We start from the raw sequence: 21562 nt of genomic DNA, 5'->3' as shown, positions 1-21562 counted from the left end.
GATGGGACTGGACGTCATCAACCTCGGGCTGCCGAAATCCGGGACCACCACGCTGAAGAACGCGCTGATCCGCGCCGGCTACCGCGTGGCCGATCACCGTATCAAGGACCAGGAAGATCCCGCCGATCCAAGCGACCGCGTGTTTGTCGGCAACCTGATGTACGAGGGGCTCTATAAATACGGCGACCCGGCGGCGCTGCTGTCGGGCTATACCGCGTTGAGCGAGGTGAGCTTTATCTACGGCGGCAATTCGGTCTGGCCGCAATGCGACCATGCGATGCTGCTGGCGCTGCGCAAGCTGCACCCGAAACTGCGCTTTGTCGCCACCCGGCGGGCGACCGAGGAGATGGCGCGTTCGATCATGCGCTGGAACAACCTCGGCAAGCTGCGCCTGCCGCTGTCGACGGTGCCGGGGCTGCCGGTCGGATACGGGCACGACATCGACGAGCAGATGATCTGGATCGATGGCCATTACGAGGCGCTGGCCCATTGGTTCCGCGATGACCCCCTGTATCTGGAGGTCGATGTGGCCGCAGCGGACGCGCCGCAGCGGCTGGAGCGGTTCCTGGGGCGGCGCCTGCCCTGGTGGGGACAGTCCAACATCAATCCGGACGGGGAACGCCAGCCCCCGTCCGACGCGGCGCCGGACACAGCGCCGGACACAACGCAGGACAGGGCGGGCTGATGCGGATCTATCTACATATCGGGCTTCATGTGGCGGGCGCGACGCGCGTGCAGGCGGTGCTGGCGGAGAAACGGGCGCAGCTGCTGGACAAGGGCGTGCTGGTGCCCCGCGCGGCGGGGGCCAAGAACCACACCCGCCTGTTCATGGCGGTCACCGATCCCGACCACGTCGACCCGCTGCGCTACAATCGCGGCTACATCGGCGCGGCCAAGCAGGCCCGGCTGCGCGAGACGCTGCTGGAGGATCTGCGCCGCGACGTGGCCCAGCACAGCCCGCACACGCTGATCCTGAGCGCCCATCAGCTGGGCACGCAGCTATCGCGCCGCAGCGAATTGGACCGGCTGAAGGCGCTGCTGGCGCCCCTGTCGGAGGATATCCGCATCGTGGCGCATCTGGACGCACAGGCGCAGATGCTGACGGAGGTCTTTGCCGCGCAGGTCCTCGAAGGGCGCGCCGCCGGGCTGGCCCGCGAGGTGGAGATGACCCGTGAGGACAGCTGGTGGCAGGCGGCCCTGGAGACCCTGCCGCCGGTGGATCCCCAGGCCGGCCAGTTCGAGGAAAGCCAGGGCGCGCCCTTCTGGCTCGATTATCTGGCGCTGCAAGAGTTCTGGGAAGAGGTCTTTGGCGCCGGCTCAGTGACCTTTCGCCCCTATGATCCGGCACGCTTCGGCAGCGCCGATGTGACCGAAGAAATCCGCGCCGCCTTTGGCATCGATGGCCAGATCGGGCGGGTCGCCGAACAGCAGCCCGACGCGCCGATCCCGGCGGCCTGGCTGACGCGGGGGCGCCAGTTCAACGCGCTTCTGTTGCGGCTTCTGGCGCAGGGCAACCACATCCTGCCGCGCAAGCTGTGGCGGCAGATGATCCAGGATCTCCAGGTTGACGGTGCGCCCATCGACCCAGCCCGGCTGGGGGCGGTGACGCGGTTCTTTGCCGCCGACAACGCCCGCCTCTGTGCCCGGCATGCGGATCTGTCACCGGCGCTGTTTGATGTGGCGATCTCCTCCGAGGACTGGGAAGAGGCGGACCCGCAGATGGGGTTTCGCGCCTCGCAATACCTGCTGGCCTTCCTGCACCGGATCGAGAAAGCCACCCGCGAGGAGCGCGCCGCACGCGAGGGGGACTTGCAGGCGCACCGGAGCGCCCGCGCGGCGCAGGAGACCGACGCGCCTGCCGCCCCGAGCGCCCGGGCGCAGCGGCTGATGCCACCGCTGGCGTTGAAGAATTTCGAGATGTTGCAGGGCTCCTCGTTCAAGCCGCACAACCGGATCGGCAGCCTCGACGAGACCACCCCGATGCCGCCCTACGCGGAAACGCCCGCGCGCACGCTGCCCAAAGGCCGGAGCGGCAATGTGATCGTCGGCTGCATGAAGGATGAAGCGCCGTATATCCTGGAGTGGGTGGCCTATCACCGCATGATCGGGGTGGATCATTTCCTGATCTACACCAATGGATGCAGCGATGGCACCGCCGAGCTGCTGGATCGCCTGCAGGAGCTTGGCCTCCTCCAGCATCGCAACAACGACAACTGGAAGGGCAACTCGCCGCAGCAATACGCGCTGAACCAGGCGCTGAAAGAGCCGGTGATCAAACAGGCCGACTGGGTGATCCATATCGACGTCGACGAGTTCATCAACGTGCGCTGCGGCAATGGCACGCTGGCGGATTTCTTTGACCATGTGCCGGAGGCCACCAATGTCGCGATGACCTGGCGACTGTTTGGCCACAATGGCGTCACCGCACTGGCCGACCGGCCGGTCATTGCCCAATTCGACCACTGCGCGCCGCAGTTCTGCCCCAAGCCGCATACGGTCTGGGGCTTCAAGACCATGTTCAAACCCATTGGCGCCTATCAGAAAATCTCCTGCCACCGGCCCAACAAGCTGGTGGAGGACAAACGCGCGCAGGTCACATGGGTCAATGGCTCCGGTCAGGACATGACGGCGGAGGTGGTCGACAACGGCTGGCGCAGCTCGAAGAAATCCATCGGCTATGACCTATTGCAGCTGAACCACTATGCGCTGCGCTCGGCCGAGAGCTTTCTGGTCAAACGCCAGCGCGGCCGGGCCCTGCATGTGGACCGCTCGATCGGGCTCAACTACTGGATCCGGATGGACTGGAACGATCACCGCGACATCACCATCCAGCGCAACCTGCCGCGCATGCAGGCGGAACTGGCGCGGCTGATGCAGGACAAGACCCTGCGCGATCTGCATGCGGCGGGGCTGGACTGGCATCGGGCCAAGGCTGCCGAGTTGCACCAGCGCGCGGAATTCGAAGAGCTGTACCAACAGGCGCTGGAGATCGACCTCAGCGCGACCGAACGCGTGGCCTGGGCGCTTTCGCTGGATCTGGAGAGCTGAGAATGCGCACGCTGGCTGTTTTGACCGTTCGCAACGAAGCCGCATTCCTGCTGGAGTGGCTGGCCCATCACAAGGCGGTGGGCTTCACCGATATTCTTGTCTTTTCAAACGATTGCGATGACCCCACGACCCAGATGCTGGACCGGCTGGATACGCTGGGCCATCTGACGCATGAGGAAAACACCGGCCCCTTTGACAAAGGCGGCATCCAGTTCACCGCAATGAAACGCGCCGACAAGCATCCGCTGACCAAGGGCGCCGACTGGATTCTGGCGCTGGACATCGACGAATTTGTCAACATCCACGCCGGCAAGGGCCAGATCGCGGATCTGCTGGCCGCGCTGCCCGATGCGGATGCGATCACCCTGACCTGGCGGCTGTTCGGCAATGCCGATCAGGTGCGCTATCAGGGCGAGCGCGTCACCGACCGTTTCACCCGGGCCGCCCCGACGGTGATGCACTGGCCGTGGCGGGCGTCGATGTTCAAGACCCTGTTTCGCAACTCCGGCACCTATCGCAAGATCGGCATCCACCGCCCCCGCAGCATCAAGGACGACGACGCACTGGAGCAGTACCGCTGGTTCGATTGCGTCGGTCGCGAACTGATGGGGGATTTCAAGACCAAGCGGGTGTTTTCAAACTACGGTCAGGACAACTACCAGCTGGCGCAGCTGAACCATTATCCGCTGGGCGCGATGGAGAGCTATATCCTGAAGGCGGATCGCGGCCGCGCGGTGCATTCGGAGGACCTGCTGGACATCGACTATTGGGTGGAGCGCAATTTCAACACCGCCGAGGACACCTCCATCGCCCGCTACCGCCCGGCCCGCGACGCCATCCTCGACATGCTGCTGGAGGATCGCAAGCTGCGCAAACTGCACGACAGCGCGGTGCAATGGCGCAAGGACCGGTTCATGGAGCTGATGCGCCAGGAACCCTATCGCGCCCTGTTCGGGCGGCTGATGATGACGCCCCCCTCGCGCCCCATCAGCGAGGTCACCGGGCGCACTCTGGCCGGCTTTGCCACCCTGGGCCGGCGCGGCACGCCGGTGACGCCGGTCGAGCGCAAGCCAAAGCCCGATGCCCCCTCCGGTCAGGATTGACACGGCCGCCCCCTGCCCCACCTGTCACAGCAGCGCAGCGTGGCGGAGATCGTCGACAATTGGGCCAAGGTTTTTCTAAATTTAGCCTCAATCTGCGCCTAGGTCTGGATCTGAACAACACCGAATAACGGGTGGCAGGTGGCGCGCATGCAGGACGACACAGATATACTGGAGCAGGACCTTTCCGGGTTGAAGCCCGCCGAATGGCAGCAGCGGCTGGCGGATATGGCCGAGGAAAACGGCATGTATCAGCCGCTGGGCCCGCGCCATTTCGCCACCTTCATCGATCAGGGCAACACGCTGCTGGTGACCTTCGAAAGCCGCCAGGGAATCGAGAGCTTTTCCGAGACCGCGCAGCCGCTGGGGTTTGACCTGGTGAAAAACCTGGGCTGGTCCCACCTCTGCCTGATTTCCGACGGCGACACCTGGTTCCGCGAGAACCGTATCTACGGGTTCTTCGACCAGTTGATCGACGACGGGTTCTTTGAGGAATTCGACAATGTCGTGTTCTATGGCGCCGGGCCCTGCGGCTATGCGGCGGCGGCCTATTCGGTGGCGGCCCCGGGCGCAACCGTGGTGGCGATCCAGCCGCAGGCGACGCTCGATCCGCGCATGACCGAGTGGGACGACCGCTTTGTCGAGATGCGCCGAACCTCCTTTACCGACCGCTACGGCTATGCGCCGGACATGCTGGATGCGGCCGAGCGGGCCTTTGTGCTTTATGATCCCTATCAATCGCTGGATGCGATGCATGCGGCGCTGTTTGCCCGGCCCAATGTGACCCGCTTGCGGATGCCCTGCATGGGAGAGGCGATCCAGACACGCCTGATCGAAATGGAGATCCTCTATCGGATCATGTCGCTGGCCGGCAGCGGGCGGCTGTCCGCCCCGGCGTTCCACCGCCTGGCACGGGCGCGGCGGGACAACAATGTCTACCTGCGCAACCTGTTGAACCGGCTGGATTATCTGGAGCGCCCCTATCTGACCATGCTGCTGTGCCGCAACGTGAACGACCGCCGCCGGATGCCACGGTTCCGCCGCCGCCTGCGGGCGCTGGAGGACCAGGCGGAACAGGGTGCTTTCCGCGCCCCCCCGCCCGGCCCGCAGAAGCAGGGGTAACACCGGCGTTCGGAGCGCCTTCCCAAGTTCATGGGGCTGTGCTAACGCCTGCGCCATGACCCAGAGCCTGACGATCACCCGCCCCGACGACTGGCATCTGCATCTGCGCGACGGCGACATGCTGCGCGCGGTGCTGCCGGAGACCGCCCGCCATTTTGGCCGTGCCATCATCATGCCCAACCTGGTGCCGCCGGTGGTGACCGGCGAACAGGCAGGCGCTTACCGCGACCGCATCCTGTCCGCCCTGCCCGGCGACATGACGTTCGAGCCGCTGATGACGCTCTACCTCACCGAGGACACCGACCCCGAGGATGTCGCCGCCGCCCATGCGTCGGGTCTGGTCAAAGCGGTGAAACTCTACCCCGCCGGGGCGACCACCAACTCCGCCTCCGGCGTGCGCGATTTCGACAAGGTGCGCCCGGTGCTGGAGAAGATGGCCGAGATTGGCCTGCCGCTCTGCACCCATGGCGAGGTCACCGATCCCGACATCGACATCTTTGATCGCGAGGCGGTGTTTATCGACCGGGTTCTGGATCCGATCCGTCAGGCGACCCCGGGCCTGCGTGTGGTGATGGAGCATATCACCACCCGAAACGCTGCCGACTACGTGCGGTCGCAGGACAAGGATCTGGGCGCGACCATCACCACGCATCACCTGATCATCAACCGCAACCACATCCTCGTCGGTGGCATCAAGCCGCATTACTACTGCCTGCCGGTTGCCAAGCGCGAGGAACACCGGATCGCCCTGCGCGCGGCCGCCACCTCGGGCGATCATCGGTTCTTCCTTGGCACCGACTCGGCCCCGCATACGGATGCCAACAAGCTGCAAGCCTGCGGCTGTGCCGGCTGTTTCACCGCCACCAACACCATGGCGCTGCTGGCTCATGTGTTCGAAGAAGACGGCGCGCTGGACCAGCTCGAAGGCTTCGCCTCCAGGAACGGTCCCGCCTTCTACCGCCTGCCGGAAAACCCCGGCCAGATCACGCTGGTGAAACAGGACGCGCCCGTCGCGTTCCCGGAACAGATCGACACGCCGGACGGCCCGGTCACCGTCTTTGACCCCGGATTCCCGGTGCATTGGACCGTCGCCTGACTTCATCTTCTCAATAAATATCCCCGCCGGAGGCTCCCGCCCGCGCCTCTGGCACTCTGCTCTCGAAGGATACGCCATGATCCCCTCCTCCTACCCCTCACCCGAAGAAATCGCCCGCCTCTCCGCCCGGATGCTGTTGGAAATCGGCGCGGTGAATTTCAACACCGATGAACCCTACACGCTGGCCTCCGGCCTGCCCTCGCCGAGCTACATCGACTGCCGCAAGCTGATCTCCTTCCCGCGCATTCGCTCCACCCTGATGGATTTCATGGCCGTCACCGTGATGCGGGATGCTGGCTTTGAGGCCTTTGACAATATCGCCGGCGGCGAAACCGCGGGCATTCCCTTTGCCGCCTTGGTGGCCGAACGCCTCGCCCTGCCGATGACCTATGTGCGCAAAAAGCCCAAAGGCTACGGCCGCAACGCCCGTATCGAGGGCGCCATGTCCGAAGGCGAGCGGGTGCTTCTGGTCGAAGACCTGACCACCGATGGCGGCTCCAAGCTCTCCTTTGTGGATGCGATCCGCGACACCGGCGCCACCTGCGGCCACACGGCGGTGATTTTTTATTACGACATCTTCCCCGAAACCACCAAGACGCTGGGCGATCATGGCGTCGCGCTGCACTACCTGTGCACCTGGTGGGACGTGCTGAAAGAGGCCCGCGCCCAGGGGGCATTCAGCACCGAAACCCTTGACGAGGTAGAGAAATTCCTGCGCGATCCGCGCGCCTGGCAAGAGGCCAACAAGACAGGCTGAGGAAAACTTTCCCACCAGAGCCCCTGCATACTGTGGACAAGGCCGCACCGAATCGGGGCGGCCTTTCCCATATCCTGTGGCCAAAGCAGGGGTGACACACCAGATACAGAAGCGGCGGCGGACCCGCGTGGTTTTTCGAAAAATTGCCCACACCCGTCTCTGCGGTTATCCTCAAACCATCCACAGGGATTTCCAGATGGAAATCCGGCCCGGTTCCGGCGTAGAACACGAGCCTATTAATAGAGAGCAGACATGAACGAGATCACCTCTTTCAACGGCGATCCACAGCCGCCCGCGTCCCCGGACGCCAGCGGTACGGCAGATGACGCACAGGCATCGGAATTGCCCCACTCCGTCGAGGCGGAACAGCAACTGCTGGGGGCAATTCTCACCAACAACGACGTCTACGACAAAGTCGCCTCGATCATTAACTCCTCGCATTTCTATGATCCCGTGCACGCCCGGATCTACGAGGTCGCCGCTGCCCGCATCTCGAAGAATGCGCTGGCCTCGCCGGTCACGCTCAAGGCCTTCATGGAAGACGACCAGGGCCTGCGCGAACTGGGTGGCCCCGCCTATCTGGCCAAGCTGGCCTCGGCCTCGATCTCCGCCTTTGCGGTGCGCGACTATGCGCAGATGATCTATGATCTGGCGATCCGGCGCGAGTTGATCGCCCTTGGTCAGACCATCGCCGAAAAGGCCCGCCGCGTCGATGTCGCCTCCGAACCCAAGGAACAGATCGTCGAGGCGGAACAGTCGCTCTATCAACTGGCCGAACAGGGCCAGACCGAACAGGGGTTCAAATCCTTCCTGCGCGCGGTGACCGAGGCGGTCAACGTCACCAATGAGGCCTACCAGCGCGGCGGCGGCATGGCCGGGATTTCCACCGGGCTTGACGATCTCGACAAACAACTCGGCGGTTTGCACCCATCGGACCTGTTGATCCTCGCCGGGCGTCCCTCGATGGGGAAAACCTCGCTGGCGACCAACATCGCCTTCAACGTGGCCAAGGCCTACAAGCGCGGCATCAAACAGGACGGCAGCGAAGGCGCGGTGGACGGCGGCGTCGTCGGCTTCTTCTCGCTTGAGATGTCGGCCGAACAGCTGGCGGGCCGTATCCTGGCCGAAGCCTCCGAGATTTCCTCGCACAAGATCCGGCAAGGCGACATGACCGAGGAGGAATTCCGCCGCTTCGTGCAGGCCGCCAAGGATCTGGAGAGCTGCCCGCTCTTTATCGACGACACCCCCGCGATCCCGATCTCGCAGCTTGCGGCGCGCGCGCGACGTCTGAAACGGACCCACGGGCTTGATCTGCTGGTGATCGACTACTTGCAGCTCTGCCGCGGCATGTCCGACAACCGGGTGAACGAAATCGCCGAGATTTCCATGGGCATGAAGGCCATCGCCAAGGAATTGAACATCCCCGTGGTCGCCCTGTCGCAGCTGTCGCGTCAGGTGGAAAGCCGTGAGGACAAACGCCCGCAGCTGTCGGACCTCAGGGAATCGGGCTCGATCGAACAGGACGCCGATGTGGTGATGTTCGTGTTCCGTGAAGAATACTACAAGGAACGTGAAAAACCCGGCGATCATGAGCTCGACAAGATGGAAGAGTGGAAACAGGCGATGGAGCGTCTGCACGCCAAGGCCGAAGTCATCGTCGGCAAACAGCGTCACGGCCCCATCGGGACGGTGGAACTGGCGTTCGAGGCGCAATTCACCCGCTTTGGCAACCTGGTCAAATCCTGGCAACAGCAGCCCGACGGCTATTGAGCGCAAAACCGCGCCGGGGCCACTGACCCTCTTCATCTGGCCCCCTTCATCTTTTCAAAAATATCTCGGGGGAGGCCCCATGGGCCGGGGGCAGCGCCCCCTCCGCGCCCGCAAACACAGCGCAACAGCCTGCCCAAAGCCACACCGCTGCGGTTTCCCCCTTGACCCCGGTGGCCTCCATGTCATGAACGACGCATGAGTACGGCACGTTTGAAAATCAACCTGGATGCGCTGGCGATCAACTGGCGCAATCTGGATGCCAAGACCAACTGCGAGACCGCAGCGGTGGTCAAGGCCAATGGCTATGGTCTGGAGGCTGGCCGCGTCGGCAAGGCGCTGGCCCAGGCAGGCGCACGCAACTTCTTTGTCGCCATCGCCGAAGAGGGCATCGCGCTCCGGCGCGCGCTGGGACCGGGACCCGGGATTTCGGTCTTTTCCGGTCATATGGAGGGGGACGCAAAACTGTTGCGCGACTTCCAGCTGACGCCGATGCTCAACTCGCTCGACCAGATGCTGCGCCATTTTGAGAGCCTTCCGGGACATCCCTTTGGCGTGCAGCTCGACAGCGGCATGAACCGGCTCGGGATGGAGGCCGCCGAATGGATGGCGGTGCGCGACATTGCACTGGATCAGAACCCGGTTCTCCTGATGTCGCATCTGGCCTGTTCGGATGAACCCGGCCATGGGATGAACCCCTATCAGCTCAAGAACTTCATCGAGATGACCGAGGGGTTGAACCTGCCCCGCTCGCTCGCCGCCACCGGCGGTCTGCTCCTGGGCCGCGACTATCACTTTGATCTCTGCCGTCCGGGCATCGGTCTTTATGGCGGTGCGCCCTACAGCGACGCGCTGCCGGTGGTCGAGCTGGAGGTGCCGGTGATCCAGACCCGCGACCTCGCGCCGGGCGAAAGCGTGGGCTACGGCAACACCTGGATCGCACAGCGCGACACCCGCATTGCCACCATTGCCGCAGGCTACGCCGACGGTCTGCACCGCGCCTTTCAGCGGCAGGGCATCATGGCCTATGCGGGTTCCACCCCCTGCCCCGTGGTGGGGCGGATCTCGATGGATCTGGTCACCGTTGACGTCACCGGTCTGGACGAGGTGCCCCCCTATCTGAGCCTGATGAACGAGGCGCAGACGGTGGATGTTCTGGCCAATGCCGCCGACACCATCGGCTATGAGGTTCTGACCGCGCTCGGCAATCGCTATGCGAGGACCTATAGCGCATGACCCCCATCTCCGCCCTTGGGATGATCGGCCGCACCTCGCTGGGCCGCCTCGCGGCCCTCGGGCGGATCACCCGCTTTGCCGCCTCGACCTTCAGCCACATGCTGCGCCCGCCGTTTTACCCGCGCGAGCTGGCCAATGCGCTGCTGCAGGTCGGCTGGCTCAGCCTGCCTGTCGTTGCCCTGACCGCGATTTTCACCGGCGGCGCGCTGGCGCTGCAGATCTACGCCGGCGGCGCGCGGTTCAACGCAGAGGCCGTGGTGCCGCAGATCGTCGCCATCGGCATGGTGCGCGAGTTGGGCCCGGTCCTTGTAGGCCTGATGATTGCGGCGCGCGTGACCTCGTCTATTGCTGCCGAAATCGCCACCATGAAAGTCACCGAGCAGATCGACGCGCTGGTGACGCTCTCCACCAACCCGATGAAATACCTCGTCGCGCCGCGTGTGCTGGCGGCCCTGATCACCGTGCCGGTGCTGGTCGGCGTCGGTGACATCATCGGCATCATGGGCGGCTATGTGGTCGCCACCGAGACCCTGGATTTCAACGCCGCCGCCTATCTGAAAAACACCGTCGATTTCCTTGAGCTGCGCGATATCGTCTCAAGCCTGGTCAAGGGCGCGGCCTTCGGCACCATCGCCGCCCTCATGGGCTGCTACTACGGCATGCAGTCGGGCCGCGGCGCGCAGGGCGTGGGCCGCGCCACCAAAGGCTCGGTCGAGGCCGCCGCCGTGCTGATCCTCGCCGCCAACTTTGTGCTGACCGGGGTGTTTTTCTCGCTATGACCCATCCGATGATTGAAATGCGCCAGGTCGCCAAGGCCTTCGGCTCCAACGAAGTTCTGCGCGGTGTCGATCTGGAGGTCGCCAAGGGCTCCTCTCTGGTCATCATCGGCGGCTCCGGCACCGGCAAGTCGGTGGCGCTGAAATGTGTGCTTGGTCTCATTGAGCCCGACACCGGCGAAATCCGCGTGGACGGCAAACCCGTGGGCCAGGGCGACCGCGATGCTTTCCTTGCCCGCTTTGGCATGTTGTTTCAGGGTGCGGCACTGTTTGACAGCCTGCCGGTCTGGCAGAATGTGGCCTTTCGCCTGTTGCGTGGCAGCCTCGCCCGCCCCCGTGATGAGGCCCGCGAGATCGCCATCGAGAAACTCCGCCGTGTGGGCCTGAAGGCCGATGTCGCCGACCGCCTGCCCGCAGAGCTGTCCGGCGGTATGCAAAAACGCGTCGGCCTCGCCCGCGCCATTGCCGCCGACCCGGAGATCATCTTTTTCGACGAGCCCACCACCGGGCTCGATCCGATCATGTCCGGCGTCATCAACGACCTCATCCGCGAGATCGTGGTGGAGATGGGCGCCACCGCCATGACCATCACCCACGACATGACCTCGGTGCGTGCCATTGCCGACAATGTTGCCATGCTGCACGGCGGCAAGATCCGCTGGACGGGTCCCGTGGCAGAGATGGATCAGTCGGGCGACCCTTACGTGGAACAGTTCATCTCCGGCAGTGCGGAGGGACCGATCGAGGCGGTGCGGTGACCGCATTCGCACTGTTTGTCCTGTGCAGCCCGTTCATCGCAGCCGGCTGCACCATCTGGTTGGGCGTGAAACTCAGAAAGCAGCATACGCAAACCCGGTCTGGTACATCCCTTGTCCTTTTGCCATTTGCTGCGTTTTTCTTCTTCGTGCTCTTGTTTGCTACGCTTTCCTTCAGCCCTGATGTCAGGCAGGTCCTCACGTGGCATATACACGCGATCCCGTTTGCACTGTTCCTTGCAACCGAAGTCATTACCTTTCGCCTTGCCATTCTTGGCCCCAACCGCACGCATGCAATTTGTAGCCTCCTCCTCTGCGGCGTTGCAGGCTACCTCATTTTTGGATCAATCTTCCTCTAGGACGTTTTCACATCTAGCTTTGTGAAAACCCGAACATTAGGGACGCTCGCTTTTGCCCCTCCTCCGCCTCGCCAACCTCTCCCTGCTGATCCTCTACCCCGTCGCGTGGTTTGCGCCCCTGTTGCGGGCGGGCCTGCTGCCGATCTTCGGCCTGTCGGAAATCTCCGTCCTCACCGGCCTTCAGAGCCTCTGGGACAGTGACATCGTGCTGGCGCTGGTGGTCACCGCATTTGCGCTCTTCGCCCCCTACCTCAAGACCATCGGCCTCGCGCTGGTGCAGTTCCGCCTGCTGGATGCGCGCAGCCTGCCTGTGCTGAATATCCTCGGCAAACTTGCGATGGCCGATGTCTTCCTGATTGCGCTTTATATCACCCTGGCAAAGGGCATCAGCTACGCCACGATCGAGGTGGCCTGGGGGATGTATCTCTTCACCGCCTGCATCCTGGCCTCCATCACTCTGTCGATTCTGACGGACCGCCAGATCAAACGCGAGTCGGCGGCGGGTCAATGACGGCCCAGCGGGCCGCCGCGCCCCGCGCGGTCGCAGATCATTGAGGCGCAGGCGACTCGCATTCAGGCTGGACAGGGCGCGTTCAGGGCAGACCTGCCCCTGAACCGCTTCTCAGCAGCCCCTTTCGCGCCGCGCCAGCGGCGCGCGGCCCAACAGGAGGAGATCATCTGTGATGATCGTGCGACTGGCGGGAGCGTCCCCGTGCGGATCGCAAACGCCCAGGGTCAGAATGGCACAAGGCCTCGGCCCCCCCCCTTGAACAAACCGGAAACATCTGCCACTGATCGCCCATGGCAAAGACAACATTCTCCTGCTCCGCCTGTGGGGCCTCCTATTCCAAATGGTCCGGTCGCTGCGAGGGCTGCGGCGAATGGAACACCATTTCCGAGGACAAGGGCCTCACCTCCGCCGGTCCGGCCAAGAAGTCGCTGGGCGCCATGCGCGGCAAGCGGGTGCCGCTCACCGATCTGGCGACGCAGGAAACACCCCCGCCGCGCACATTATGCGGGGTCGCCGAACTCGACCGGGTGCTTGGGGGCGGTTTGGTGGAAGCTTCGGCGATCCTTGTGGGGGGCGATCCCGGCATCGGCAAATCGACGCTCTTGTTGCAGGCGGCGGCGCAGTTCGCCCATGCAGGGCTGAAGACGGTCTATGTTTCGGGCGAGGAAGCCTCTGCCCAGGTGCGGATGCGCGCGCAGCGGCTGGGGCTGGAGCAGGCGCCGGTCAAGCTCGCAGCAGAAACCAATCTGCGCGATATCCTGACCACGCTGGAGGCGGAAAAGCCGCAGCTGGCCATTATCGATTCCATCCAGACCATGTGGGCCGACAACGTCGACAGCGCACCGGGGTCGGTGAGCCAGGTGCGCGCCGCCGCGCATGAGCTGACCACATTCGCCAAGACCAACGGCATCAGCATCATCATGGTGGGCCATGTCACCAAGGAAGGTCAGATCGCAGGCCCCCGCGTGGTGGAGCATATGGTCGACACGGTGCTCTATTTCGAGGGCGAGCGCGGCCATCAGTTCCGCATCCTGCGTGCGGTCAAGAACCGCTTTGGCCCCGCCGACGAGATCGGCGTGTTTGAGATGACCGGCGGCGGGCTGGCACAGGTCCTCAACCCCTCGGCGCTGTTTCTGTCCGAACGCGGTCAGCCCTCGCCCGGGTCGGTGGTTTTTGCCGGCATCGAGGGCACCCGGCCGGTGCTGGTGGAGATGCAGGCGCTGGTGGCGCCCTCGCCCCATTCACAGCCGCGCCGCGCGGTGGTGGGCTGGGACAGCTCGCGCCTTGCGATGATCCTCGCGGTACTGGAGGCGCGCTGCGGCATCCCCTTTGCCGGGCTTGATGTCTATCTGAACGTCGCGGGTGGGATGAAAATCACCGAACCTGCCGCCGACCTGGCGGTGGCCGCGGCGCTGCTCAGCGCCCGCGAGGACACGGCACTTCCGGCGGATACGGCAATATTTGGCGAAATATCCCTGTCCGGGGCGCTCAGACCGGCGCCACAGACGGAAAACCGGTTGAAAGAAGCGCAAAAACTTGGTTTCACGGCAGCGATCGCTCCGAGCGGTGGCAAATCTGTCTCTGTCCCCGGCCTGACCCTGCGCCCGGCCGCCGACCTCACAGGATTTGTTGGCGAATATTTCGGAGCAGGCTAAAAGGCCACTCAAGAGATATTTCGCGGGCAAACAGGCGAGGGACATGGAAGGTTTCACCATAATCGACGGCGCAGTGGCGCTGGTTATCGTAGTGTCGGCGCTACTCGCCTATGCACGCGGCTTCGTACGCGAAGTCATGGCCATCATCGGCTGGGTCGCCGCCGGTATCCTGGCCTATATGTTCGCGCCACAGGCGGAACCGCTGATGGCGGAAATCCCGGTGGTCGGCGAATTCATCGCCGACAGCTGCGAATTGTCGCTGATTGCGGCGTTCTTTGCGGTCTTTGCGATTGCGCTGATCGTCGTCTCCTTCTTCACGCCTCTGCTGGCCGGGCTGGTGCAACGGTCGGCGCTTGGCGGTCTGGATCAGGGGGCCGGGTTCTTCTTTGGCGTGCTGCGCGGCATCCTGCTCGTGGTGATCGGGTTCTTCGTCTACAACGTGGTGATGACCGGCCAGAGCTTTACCATGGTCGACGAAAGCCGCTCGGCGGCGGTGTTCAACCGGGTGATCGGCAAGGTCGAGGAACAGAACCCCGAACAGGCACTGGGCTGGGTGACGCAGAAATACGAAGATCTGATCTCCTCCTGCGAGGGCTGATCTCCGCATCACAGTTACCGTATGATTGGGCGCTCCTGCGGGGCGCCCTTTTACATTTTTGAAAACGGCCGGAGACAGTGGCGACTATACACAGAGTTATCCCCACCGCTGCCGTAACGTTAACCTGACGGGGCCTGGCATTAACGTTTTGTTAAGAATGAAGAATCGATTCTTAACTCCGTAAAGTTTTCGCAAACGCGCCGCCGATTACCTTAACAAACCCTTAATTACCCCCAGATCGGGCGTTAACCTTTGGCTTTGACTGTGATTTTCCTGCATGAAAGCGGCTCTGGTACCGAAACCGACGCAAGCCTGCCCCATTCTTGTCCCAATTCAGAGGCCAATTGAGATCAACGAAGGCAAAAAGCCTCGACGCTCTCAGAAGGGACATTTGGACATGCTGCTGGATCACACCACCGCGTTTACAAACTATCAGCCGGTTGACCTGCTTCTGGACCTGCGCTCGCAGGAGGCCGAAGACCAGGCAAACACCCGTCTGCGTCCGCAACATGGCGGCGTGCTGCCCGGCACCCTGATCGAGACCGAATTCGGCTTCAAGCAAGCCCGCGCCCTGCGCCCCGGCGACATGGTTCAGACCTTTGACGGCGGCCTGCGCGAAGTGGTCAACATCCGCCACTCTGTTCCGCGTCTGACGGCCATGGTGCATGTGCCCGCCGGCGCGCTAGGCAATGACGCCGACCTCGACCTGCCCTCCGATGCCATTGTCGCCATCGAGGGCGATCTGGCGCTGGATCTCTTTGACCTGCCGGTGGTCACGGTCAAGCTGGTGGCGCTGATCGGCCATAACGGCATCAGCACCGCCCTGCCCCAGCGCCTGGCCCGTATTCATGTCGATTGCGAAGAAGAAGAGCTGCTCTGGACCGAAGGCGGCATGGTGATGAATGCCGGTGCGGTCGAGGACGAAAGCTACTACAGCGTGCTGTCCCTCGCCGAGACCCGCCTGATCGTCAACGCCGGGCGCATGGAGCCGGAACAGAATGCTGCGGACGCCGCGGACCAGATCGAGGACGAGGACGCCGAGGATGCGCGTTTCTTTGGTGGCGACATGGCACCGGCACCGGCCTTCGATCCGATCGACCTGCTGTTTGGCCGCTACGCCGCCTGATCGCGCGCCGTTTTCCGGCCCGTGACAGGCCAGGACCCCGTTCCGCTTGCCTGCGGAACAGGCGCAGCCCGCGCCAGATGTGAATTCCCGCCCCGATCTGTCTGTTGAATGTGATCCTTTGGTGACATTGCCTGCCAGACCGCCTATGTGAGAGCCGTCACTGTTCGACAGGATTCGGAGCCAAAGCCCCTGTGTTGACCCAGTCCCCAGCTGACCTGCGCCGCCCGTCGTGCGCGGCAGGATCTACCCCTCTGGCCCGCCACAGCCGCAGTGCAGCCAAGGCATGCCGCCCGCTGCACCGCCTGCGCTCCGCCTCCCCGTTCACGAGAAATTCCCCTAGTATTGTCCCGGTGCCCCGCATCGGGCTCGCGACTCGTGGCACCCTTGCCCGGGTCTCTCCTGCCGCAGCCTGCGGGCTGTAAGCCACACGAACGACTATATTGGAGCCTCGCCATGTGCGGTATCTTGGGCATCGCAAGCAGAACCGAACAAGTGTTTGCGGAACTCTATGACGGGCTGTTGATGCTACAGCATCGCGGCCAGGATGCCTCTGGCATCGTGACCTATGGCGACGGGTTCTTTCGCGAACGCAAGGCCAACGGTCTGGTCAAGGATGTCTTTGGCGCCAAGGATGCCGAGACGCTTCAGGGCCGGGTCGGCATGGGCCACGTGCGCTACCCCACCGCCGGGTCGCTGTCGGCCGCCGAGGCGCAGCCGTTTTTTGTGAACGCGCCCTATGGCATCTATCTGGTCCACAATGGCAACATCACCAATACCGAAGAGCAGCGCGCCAAGGTCACCGGCAAATACAGCCGCCACCTGCGCACCACCTCGGATTCCGAGATCCTGCTGAACGTGCTGGCCGACAAGGTGGCCGATGCGATCAAGGTCAACGGCAACGCCGATCCGATCCGCAACATCTTTGCCGGGGTGAAGATGACCATGGAGCGGGTGCAGGGCGCCTATTCGGTGATCTGCCTCATCGCCGGTGTCGGCATGCTGGCCTTCCGCGACCCGCATGGCATCCGGCCGCTGTCGGTCGCCCAACGCAACGCCGAGGGCGACGGGGCCGACTACGCCTTTGCCTCGGAAGATGTGGCCTTTGGCATCAACGGGTTCACCAAACTGCGCGATCTGAAACCCGGCGAGGCGATCCTGATTGATCTCGACGGCAACAAGCATGAGTTTCAGGCGGTCGAGGGCAAGCTGACGCCCTGCATCTTTGAATATGTCTACCTCGCGCGGCCCGACAGCCTGCTCGACGGGATTTCGGTCTACAAGACCCAAATCCGCATGGGCCAGACCCTGGCCAAGCAGATCGAGGCCTCCGGGCTGGACATCGACGCCATCATCCCGGTCCCGGACAGCGCCCGGCCCGTGGCATTGGAAGTCTCCAACATCACCGGCATCCGCTACCGCGAAGCGCTGGTCAAGAACCGCTATGTGGGCCGCACCTTCATCATGCCCGGGCAGGAAGAGCGGCAGAAATCCGTGCGTCGCAAGCTGAACGCGATCCCGCGCGAAATGCAGGACCGCAACATCCTGCTGATCGACGACTCGATCGTGCGCGGCAACACCATCAAGAAGATCGTGCAGATGTGTCGCGAAGCCGGCGCCAAGAAGGTCTATATCGCCTCTGCCTCGCCGCCGGTGAAATACCCCAATGTCTATGGCATCGACATGCCGACCAAGCATGAGCTGATCGCCAATGGCCGCTCGATCGAGGAGATTCGCGAGGAGCTGGGCGCGGATGAGCTGTTCTATCAGAACCTCGACGATCTGATCTGGGCGGCGCAGGGCGGCAACCCGGATATCGAAGCCTTTGATTGTTCCTGTTTCGACGGCCAGTATGTCACCGGCTCGGTGAGCGCGGAATATCTCGACACGCTCGAAGGCAGCAGCCGCGTGAGCAAGAAAATCAAGGACATGCCCGATGCGGGGGCGTCCTGGAACGGGGCCACGCTGGCCACCTGAGCGCGACAGGCCCCGCATGCGACCGGCGCGAGATGCGCGCCGCCGCCCGGCGGGTTCTGGCGCGTGCTGCGGCGCGGTGATTGCAAGTTGCCGCCAACAGGCGTAAGGGAGCCGCGTGTAACGCGATGGCGCTGACCCGGACAGGTCGGCGCCATTCTCTATTTGACTTTCGAAAGGGGCGCCTTCTTGGACGCGCATCTCGCCCGCATGCTGAGCTCATCGCGTCAGTGCCGCTGTTGCGGCGCGACCTTTGCCCAGCTCCTCAGCCTCTCCTGCGACCGGCCCGACATCGTACCGGCGGATCTGCAGGTGCAGGACAACACCGCCATCTTTGTCTCCGAAGGTGATGTGCTGACCGAGGATTTCTGCCGTTTCGGCAGCCTGCGGTTCCTGCGGGCGGTGCTGGCGATCCCGCTGGCGGATTCGCGCGGCGAGGAGTTCATCCTCGGCACCTGGGCCGGTGTCAGCGAAGACGTGTTCGACGCGTATCTCGACCTGTTCGAGCTGCGCGAGGCCGAGAGCATGGGCAGCCAGCCCGCGTGGCTGTCGAACCAGATCCCACCCGAAAGCGGCGGCCCGCTGGCCTGCATGCTGCATATGCGCCCCGAAGGCCAGTATCCGGAGTTGCAGGTCTCCGAGGTGAATCACGACCTCGCCCGGATGCAGGAGATCGGCCTCGACCTGGAGGATCTGCTGACCTTCCTGCATGCCTATGGGCATGATCTTGCCTCGCTGGTCTATGATGCCTGAGCACGCCGGCTGACCGGCAAGCTGCCGCGCATTTTCCGGGGCACCTCGGCCATCTCTGGCCGGTTGCGTCGGCGGTTGGCGGGATCTGCTTTTGCCGCCGCGGCGGGCCTGATACCGACCTGCCGATACACCAGACACCACTCACCACTCACACAAGACAGTTCCCGTGGCGGCGCGGTCGACGGACCGGTCGCCGCGGGAGAACCGGATGCCAATGGCCAACACAGCACAGACCACCGCAGAATCCATCGCCACCCAGAAGGACGCCCTGCCGGATCGCCGCGTCACACTGATCGGGCTGTTTGGTCCGCAGGACGCCTTGCAGGGACTGGTCCGCCTGTCGTCGGGCCGGATCAAGACGGTGCAACCCGGCGCGCGCCTGCCGATCGGCCGCATCGTCGCCATCGACCCCGACGGTCTGCTGGTGGAGCGCGGCGGCACCGTCGGGCGGTTGCCGATCCTCGCCAACTGAGGCGCGCAACCGGCGCATCTCGTCGCATCCGCCACCACGGCCACCCGGCGGGGCTTGACCCCGGCGCGAGGTCACCGCATGTAGGCGCCATGACCGACAGACTCGCCCTTATCACCGGGGCCTCGCGGGGCCTTGGCGCCGCTTTGGCCGAGGCGCTTGCGCCCACCCATCACATCATTGCCGTCGCCCGGACCACCGGCGCGCTGGAAGAGCTGGACGACCGGATCAAGGCCGCGGGCGGTTCTGCCACGCTGGCCCCGATGGACATCACCGTGCCGGAGGCCATGGCGACCCTGTGCCGGGGCATCTTTGACCGCTGGGGCAAGCTGGATCTCTGGGTGCACAGCGCCATCCACGCCGCCCCGCTGAGCCCGGCGCATCATGTGGCCGCGAAGGACTGGCAGAAGTCGATGGAGATCAATGCCACTGCGACCTCGGTCCTGATCCCCTATGTGGCGCCGCTGCTGGGACAGCACGGCAAGGCGGTGTTCTTTGACGATCCGCGCGCCGGCGAGAAATTCTTTGGCGCTTATGGCGCAACCAAATCGGCACAGATCGCCCTGGCCCGCAGCTGGCAGGAGGAAACCCTGCGCACCGGCCCACGGGTCACGCTGCTGACGCCGCCGCCGATGCCAACCGCCCTGCGGGCGCGGTTTTTCCCCGGCGAGGACCGGGCCGTGCTGACTTCGCCCGCTGAGGCTGCGGCCGATCTCCTGCCCCAGATCCTGTCGGACTAGCGCCCGGCCAACCGCGCTACCGCGCCCCACAACGGCCCGCGCCCGTTGGCCCGCGCATGGGCGGCGGGTGATTTGGCCACACCCCGGCGCATCCGCCCGGTCACCGGCCTGCAAATTCCTTGCCCTGCCCGCCCCTGCCGCCTATGCAGGGCAGCAACCGGCGCGGGGGCGAATTCCCGCCGACACCGGAGAAAACCGCACGCAGGCAAGGGGGCAAAATGCGCATTCTGGTCACCAACGACGACGGCATCAGCGCCCCGGGGCTGGCGGTGCTGGAAGAGATCGCAGCCGAGCTTGCCGGTCCCGACGGCGAGGTCTGGACCGTGGCGCCCGCGTTTGAGCAATCCGGCGTTGGTCACTGCATCAGCTACACCCATCCCTCGATGATCTCGGAACTGGGGCCGCGCCGCTTTGCCGCCGAAGGCTCTCCGGCCGATTGCGTGTTGGCCGGCCTGCATGTGGTGATGAAGGATCATCGCCCCGATCTGGTGCTGTCGGGGGTGAACCGGGGCAACAACTCCGCCGAGAACGCGCTCTATTCCGGCACCCTGGGCGGGGCGATGGAAGGCGCGTTGCAAGGGCTGCCCGCCATGGCGCTGTCGCAATATTACGGGCCTGCCAATCGCGATCTGGACAACCCGTTCGAGGCCGCCCGCCAGCATGGTGCCGAGGTGCTGCGCAAGCTGTTGGCGGCGCAGCCCGAAAACGATCATGACTATGGCCTGTTCTACAACATCAATTTCCCGCCGGTGGCGGCTGCCGATGTGAAGGGCCTGCGGGTCAGCACCCAGGGCGCCCGTCCCGGCACCCGGTTTTCGGCCGAAGAACAGTTCTCGCCCAACGGGCGGCGCTACATGTGGGTCAAGGGCGGCGACCAGCAGGTGGCCACCGCGCCGGGCACCGATGCGGCGGTCAATCTGGAGGGCTATGTCTCCGTCACGCCGATGCGGGCGGATCTGACCGCCCATGACGCGCTGGAGGCCCTGAAGGCGATCGAATGACTGGCCCGGACGCGGAAACCAAAATGCAGTTCCTGTTTGCCCTGCGCTCGCGCGGGGTGACGGAGGCTTCTGTGCTGGAAGCCATGGAAGCGGTGGACCGCGGCCTGTTCCTGCGCGGCTTCTTCTCCGAACGCGCCTATGAGGATGTGCCGCTGCCGATCGCCTGCGGTCAGACCATCTCGCAGCCCTCGGTGGTGGGGCTGATGACGCAGGCGCTGCAGATCTCGCCCCGCGACACCGTGCTGGAGGTGGGCACCGGCTCGGGCTATCAGGCTGCGATCCTGGCCAAGCTGGCGCGCCGGGTCTACACCGTCGACCGCCATGGCCGCTTGGTGCAGGAGGCCCGGCAAGTGTTCCAGACCCTGGGACTGGCCAATATCACCTCGCTGGTGGGCGACGGCAGCCATGGGTTGCCGGAACAGGCGCCCTTTGATCGAATCATCGTGACCGCCGCCGCCGAGGACCCGCCCGGCCCACTGTTGGCGCAGCTCAAGGTCGGCGGTATCATGGTGGTGCCGGTCGGCCAATCCGACGCGGTGCAGACCCTCATTCGCGTCCGCAAGAGCGAAAATGGGCTGGAATATGACGAATTGCGCCCGGTGCGCTTTGTTCCGCTGCTGGAAGGGCTTGGAAAAGACACCTGAGCTGTCCTATTCCGGGGTCAGCCCCGTTGCACTGTAGCGGTCCACCGGTCAGGCCCGGGCAAGACAGAACCGCTGCCG

General features: G+C 64.2%; 21 protein-coding genes. All 21 read left to right on the top strand.

Features of this window, described 5'->3' with window-relative positions; translation table 11 throughout:
* Nucleotide 1 precedes the first annotated feature (1 nt).
* The 21 genes from MHM97_RS16225 (at nt 2) to MHM97_RS16125 (ending at nt 21484) form a co-directional block, all read left to right on the top strand.
* On the top strand, nt 2–685 hold the full coding sequence (locus MHM97_RS16225) for a sulfotransferase (RefSeq protein WP_239323401.1): 684 nt from the start codon (nt 2–4) through the stop codon (nt 683–685).
* Nucleotides 685–3048: a glycosyltransferase family 2 protein gene (locus MHM97_RS16220; protein WP_239323400.1), complete on the top strand. Its 2364-nt coding sequence runs from the start codon at nt 685–687 to the stop codon at nt 3046–3048. The genes MHM97_RS16225 and MHM97_RS16220 overlap by 1 nt, the downstream gene beginning before the upstream one ends.
* 2 nt (nt 3049–3050) lie before the next feature.
* Entirely contained in the window at nt 3051–4151 is a 1101-nt protein-coding gene (locus MHM97_RS16215; RefSeq protein WP_239323399.1) for a glycosyltransferase family 2 protein, read from the top strand.
* 147 nt (nt 4152–4298) lie between these two features.
* Entirely contained in the window at nt 4299–5270 is a 972-nt protein-coding gene (locus MHM97_RS16210; RefSeq protein WP_239323398.1) for a phosphoadenosine phosphosulfate reductase, read from the top strand.
* 55 nt (nt 5271–5325) lie between these two features.
* Nucleotides 5326–6366 (top strand): dihydroorotase, encoded by a 1041-nt coding sequence (gene pyrC / locus MHM97_RS16205; protein WP_239323397.1) that lies wholly within the window; start codon nt 5326–5328, stop codon nt 6364–6366.
* A 76-nt stretch (nt 6367–6442) separates the two neighbouring features.
* Nucleotides 6443–7123 (top strand): orotate phosphoribosyltransferase, encoded by a 681-nt coding sequence (locus MHM97_RS16200; RefSeq protein WP_239323396.1) that lies wholly within the window; start codon nt 6443–6445, stop codon nt 7121–7123.
* Nucleotides 7124–7375: 252 nt separating this feature from the next.
* Entirely contained in the window at nt 7376–8893 is a 1518-nt protein-coding gene (locus MHM97_RS16195) for a replicative DNA helicase (protein WP_239323395.1), read from the top strand.
* Between the two features lie 195 nt (nt 8894–9088).
* A complete protein-coding gene (gene alr, locus MHM97_RS16190) occupies nt 9089–10126 on the top strand; it encodes an alanine racemase (RefSeq protein ID WP_239323394.1) in 1038 nt (345 codons plus the stop codon).
* A complete protein-coding gene (locus MHM97_RS16185; protein ID WP_126136774.1) occupies nt 10123–10905 on the top strand; it encodes an MlaE family ABC transporter permease in 783 nt (260 codons plus the stop codon). Before alr ends, MHM97_RS16185 begins: the two co-directional genes overlap by 4 nt.
* Nucleotides 10906–10913: 8 nt before the next feature.
* The gene (locus tag MHM97_RS16180; protein ID WP_065322158.1) at nt 10914–11660 is read left to right on the top strand and encodes an ABC transporter ATP-binding protein; all 747 of its coding nucleotides are present in this window, start codon (nt 10914–10916) and stop codon (nt 11658–11660) included.
* Nucleotides 11657–12016, top strand: coding sequence for a hypothetical protein (locus MHM97_RS16175; RefSeq protein ID WP_239323393.1), 360 nt, complete (start codon nt 11657–11659; stop codon nt 12014–12016). Before MHM97_RS16180 ends, MHM97_RS16175 begins: the two co-directional genes overlap by 4 nt.
* Nucleotides 12017–12068: 52 nt before the next feature.
* A complete protein-coding gene (locus tag MHM97_RS16170; protein WP_239323392.1) occupies nt 12069–12527 on the top strand; it encodes a paraquat-inducible protein A in 459 nt (152 codons plus the stop codon).
* A 290-nt stretch (nt 12528–12817) separates the two neighbouring features.
* Complete coding sequence (gene radA / locus MHM97_RS16165; RefSeq protein WP_239323391.1) at nt 12818–14182, top strand: DNA repair protein RadA; 1365 nt, start codon at nt 12818–12820, stop codon at nt 14180–14182.
* 43 nt (nt 14183–14225) lie between these two features.
* Nucleotides 14226–14780 (top strand): CvpA family protein, encoded by a 555-nt coding sequence (locus MHM97_RS16160; RefSeq protein WP_239323390.1) that lies wholly within the window; start codon nt 14226–14228, stop codon nt 14778–14780.
* A gap of 397 nt (nt 14781–15177) precedes the next feature.
* Entirely contained in the window at nt 15178–15906 is a 729-nt protein-coding gene (locus MHM97_RS16155; protein ID WP_239323389.1) for a Hint domain-containing protein, read from the top strand.
* A gap of 453 nt (nt 15907–16359) precedes the next feature.
* Nucleotides 16360–17880, top strand: a complete 1521-nt coding sequence (gene purF / locus MHM97_RS16150; RefSeq protein ID WP_239323388.1) for an amidophosphoribosyltransferase — start codon at nt 16360–16362, stop codon at nt 17878–17880.
* A gap of 186 nt (nt 17881–18066) precedes the next feature.
* Nucleotides 18067–18630 carry a DUF2199 domain-containing protein gene (locus tag MHM97_RS16145; RefSeq protein WP_239323387.1) on the top strand — a complete coding sequence of 188 codons (564 nt, stop codon included), beginning with the start codon at nt 18067–18069 and terminating at the stop codon, nt 18628–18630.
* 214 nt (nt 18631–18844) lie between these two features.
* Nucleotides 18845–19102 (top strand): hypothetical protein, encoded by a 258-nt coding sequence (locus MHM97_RS16140; RefSeq protein WP_239323386.1) that lies wholly within the window; start codon nt 18845–18847, stop codon nt 19100–19102.
* An 89-nt stretch (nt 19103–19191) separates the two neighbouring features.
* Nucleotides 19192–19839: an SDR family NAD(P)-dependent oxidoreductase gene (locus MHM97_RS16135; protein ID WP_239323385.1), complete on the top strand. Its 648-nt coding sequence runs from the start codon at nt 19192–19194 to the stop codon at nt 19837–19839.
* A gap of 218 nt (nt 19840–20057) precedes the next feature.
* Complete coding sequence (surE, locus tag MHM97_RS16130) at nt 20058–20840, top strand: 5'/3'-nucleotidase SurE (RefSeq protein ID WP_239323384.1); 783 nt, start codon at nt 20058–20060, stop codon at nt 20838–20840.
* Complete coding sequence (locus MHM97_RS16125; RefSeq protein ID WP_239323383.1) at nt 20837–21484, top strand: protein-L-isoaspartate(D-aspartate) O-methyltransferase; 648 nt, start codon at nt 20837–20839, stop codon at nt 21482–21484. Before surE ends, MHM97_RS16125 begins: the two co-directional genes overlap by 4 nt.
* The last annotated feature ends 78 nt before the right edge of the window (nt 21485–21562 follow it).

Origin of the sequence: Epibacterium sp. Ofav1-8, from assembly GCF_022348185.1 — a bacterium.
Classification (GTDB): domain Bacteria; phylum Pseudomonadota; class Alphaproteobacteria; order Rhodobacterales; family Rhodobacteraceae; genus Epibacterium.
The sequence above is the reverse complement of the archived record's forward strand: the minus strand, read 5'-3'. Positions and strand labels throughout refer to the sequence as shown.

Coding starts and splice junctions, on each gene's coding strand:
- MHM97_RS16220 (WP_239323400.1), top strand. CDS start 685: ATGCGGATCTATCTACATATCGGGCTTCATGTGGCGGGCGCGACGCGC.
- MHM97_RS16185 (WP_126136774.1), top strand. CDS start 10,123: ATGACCCCCATCTCCGCCCTTGGGATGATCGGCCGCACCTCGCTGGGC.
- radA (WP_239323391.1), top strand. CDS start 12,818: ATGGCAAAGACAACATTCTCCTGCTCCGCCTGTGGGGCCTCCTATTCC.
- alr (WP_239323394.1), top strand. CDS start 9,089: ATGAGTACGGCACGTTTGAAAATCAACCTGGATGCGCTGGCGATCAAC.
- MHM97_RS16125 (WP_239323383.1), top strand. CDS start 20,837: ATGACTGGCCCGGACGCGGAAACCAAAATGCAGTTCCTGTTTGCCCTG.
- MHM97_RS16140 (WP_239323386.1), top strand. CDS start 18,845: ATGGCCAACACAGCACAGACCACCGCAGAATCCATCGCCACCCAGAAG.
- MHM97_RS16210 (WP_239323398.1), top strand. CDS start 4,299: ATGCAGGACGACACAGATATACTGGAGCAGGACCTTTCCGGGTTGAAG.
- surE (WP_239323384.1), top strand. CDS start 20,058: ATGCGCATTCTGGTCACCAACGACGACGGCATCAGCGCCCCGGGGCTG.
- purF (WP_239323388.1), top strand. CDS start 16,360: ATGTGCGGTATCTTGGGCATCGCAAGCAGAACCGAACAAGTGTTTGCG.
- MHM97_RS16200 (WP_239323396.1), top strand. CDS start 6,443: ATGATCCCCTCCTCCTACCCCTCACCCGAAGAAATCGCCCGCCTCTCC.
- pyrC (WP_239323397.1), top strand. CDS start 5,326: ATGACCCAGAGCCTGACGATCACCCGCCCCGACGACTGGCATCTGCAT.
- MHM97_RS16160 (WP_239323390.1), top strand. CDS start 14,226: ATGGAAGGTTTCACCATAATCGACGGCGCAGTGGCGCTGGTTATCGTA.
- MHM97_RS16135 (WP_239323385.1), top strand. CDS start 19,192: ATGACCGACAGACTCGCCCTTATCACCGGGGCCTCGCGGGGCCTTGGC.
- MHM97_RS16215 (WP_239323399.1), top strand. CDS start 3,051: ATGCGCACGCTGGCTGTTTTGACCGTTCGCAACGAAGCCGCATTCCTG.
- MHM97_RS16225 (WP_239323401.1), top strand. CDS start 2: ATGGGACTGGACGTCATCAACCTCGGGCTGCCGAAATCCGGGACCACC.
- MHM97_RS16180 (WP_065322158.1), top strand. CDS start 10,914: ATGATTGAAATGCGCCAGGTCGCCAAGGCCTTCGGCTCCAACGAAGTT.
- MHM97_RS16155 (WP_239323389.1), top strand. CDS start 15,178: ATGCTGCTGGATCACACCACCGCGTTTACAAACTATCAGCCGGTTGAC.
- MHM97_RS16195 (WP_239323395.1), top strand. CDS start 7,376: ATGAACGAGATCACCTCTTTCAACGGCGATCCACAGCCGCCCGCGTCC.